This window comes from Pseudarthrobacter phenanthrenivorans, assembly GCF_036455295.1.
Classification (GTDB): domain Bacteria; phylum Actinomycetota; class Actinomycetes; order Actinomycetales; family Micrococcaceae; genus Arthrobacter; species Arthrobacter phenanthrenivorans_C.
In genome coordinates this window covers 1-1,934 of record NZ_JAYXNX010000036.1, presented here as the reverse complement: position 1 = coordinate 1,934, position 1,934 = coordinate 1, and the positions used below count along the sequence as shown (strand labels likewise).

At 57.9% G+C, this 1,934-nt stretch carries 2 protein-coding genes; both read right to left on the bottom strand.

The genetic code is table 11. The features are described from left to right. Positions 1-531: 531 nt before the first annotated feature. Positions 532-1,386, bottom strand: coding sequence for an IS3 family transposase (locus tag VXJ37_RS20990; RefSeq protein WP_440589842.1), 855 nt, complete (start codon positions 1,384-1,386; stop codon positions 532-534). Further along, entirely contained in the window at positions 1,383-1,787 is a 405-nt protein-coding gene (locus tag VXJ37_RS21220; RefSeq protein WP_425328596.1) for a helix-turn-helix domain-containing protein, read from the bottom strand. Before VXJ37_RS21220 ends, VXJ37_RS20990 begins: the two co-directional genes overlap by 4 nt. Positions 1,788-1,934 lie beyond the last annotated feature (147 nt).

Below are 1,934 nucleotides of genomic sequence, written 5' to 3'. Positions count from 1 at the left end.
TGAAGTGGTCCCCGAAAGTTGGACTCGTAAATGTGCGAGCTCCACTCTAGTGGTTAGCGCCGACTCTTCACGGAGGTCCCCGTCCCGTTTGGACGGGGACCTCCGTCGTTGCAGAAGGTTCTATCTCCGGCTAGTGAGCAGCAGCTTCGCAGCATCGCAAGGGGGCTACTCGAGGCGGGCTCGCGGTCGTAGACTCCCGGGTATCGCAAGGGAATTGAGGGCAGCGTCGATGAGAGTGCTTCTGAAGATACTCATCTCTTTGCTGATCATTGCTGTGGTGACGTTCGGCTCTACATGGCTTTTCGGTCCTGAGTCTGCAGGCGCGGCACTTCTGATGATCTGCATTTTTCTCGGCGGGTACTTTGGAGCTGGGTGGGGCGGACGTCAGGCAGCAAAGACGGATCAATACCGTCAGGAATGGCTTTCGAGGCGAAAAGAAACGCGCCGAACGCCACCTGAGCGGCCGGAGGACCCTCAGTAGCCCGGATCCTGGAACAAGGAGCCGTCCGACTAACCGTTGGGAAAAGGGAGCTAAGCCGCAAGCATCTGGGCGCGGTACTGTACCGGGCTCAAGCCTTTGAGCTTGGTGGATATTCGTTCGGTGTTGTACCAGTGGATGTATTCGTGCAGTGCTGCCGTTAGGGCTTCAGTGTTGAGGAAGCGGACACGGTGGAAGAGTTCTTCCTTGAGGTGTCCGAAGAAGTTTTCCATCACGGCGTTGTCGTAGCAGTTGGCTTTGCGGGACATTGATTGGACAGCGCCGGCGTTCGCCAAAAGGGTGCGCCACGAGATGTGCTGGTACTGGAATCCCTGGTCGGAATGCACGAGTGGCTGCTGCCCAGGCTCCAAGCATTTCAACGCGGCACGCAAAGAGTTGTTAGTCAGATCCAAGTTCGGGGATGTGCTGATGCTGTGGGAGATGATTTGCCGGTCGAAGAGGTCCATGACCGGCGAGAGGTAGAGCTTGCGGTCTCCGACACTGAATTCGGTCACGTCCGTGACCCATTTCTGGTTTGGGGCAGCGGCGTCAAACTTCCTGTTCAGGAGATTCGGTGCAATGATGCCTGCCTCGCCTTGGTAGGAGTTGTAGCGCTTTCTGCGTCGGACTTTGCATAGCAGGCCGAGTCTCCGCATCAACTTCAGCACGGTCTTTTTTGCAACTGCCCAGCCGAGATTGAGCAGTTCACTGTGCACACGCCGGTGCCCGTATCGGCCATGGTTCTTCTTGAAGATGTCCCTGATGGAGGTCTTGAGCTCCTCTTGTGGGTCAGGGGCTTGAAGGCGCGCCTGGTGATAGAAAAATGTGGACCGTGCAAGGCCTGAGACCTGAAGAAGAAGCGGCAGCGGGAAGTCAGCCTTGAGGGCGATGAGGGCTTGGACCTTCACCTTTGTTTTTGAGCCCTCAAGGCTCGCAATTTTCCCAGATATGCGACTTGGGCCCGCAGGCGTTCGTTCTCCCGCCGTAGCCGTTCTAGCTCGGATGCTTCGGCAGGCGGCGGGGAGTCGGGCTTGCGGGGTCTGCCCTTGGGCTTTGGGCGTAAGGCGTCCACGCCTTCACGACGGTACGCACGCACCCACGACTTGAGAAGCACGGCCGATGATAAGCCAGCCTCTTCCGCCAGGTCCGGCGCGGTCTCGCCCGCGAGGAACCGTTGCACCAGGGCGAGCTTGAATTCGAACGTGTATGACTGAGCCGGCTTGGTCACCAGTGCACCTTGACCATGGATCCTCCACCGCCGATACAGCCTCTTAACAGGCCCACTAGACTCACGGGACACACCCAGCATGGTGGCTGTCGCCGTATATGCAAGGCCTTTCTCAAACCACGCTACAGCCGTCGCGCGCTGATCGGCCGACAAAGAACTACTTGAACGCAAAACTGCTCCCCGGAAGTCGAAACTGAATTTTCAGTCCAACTTTCGGGGAGCAGTTCA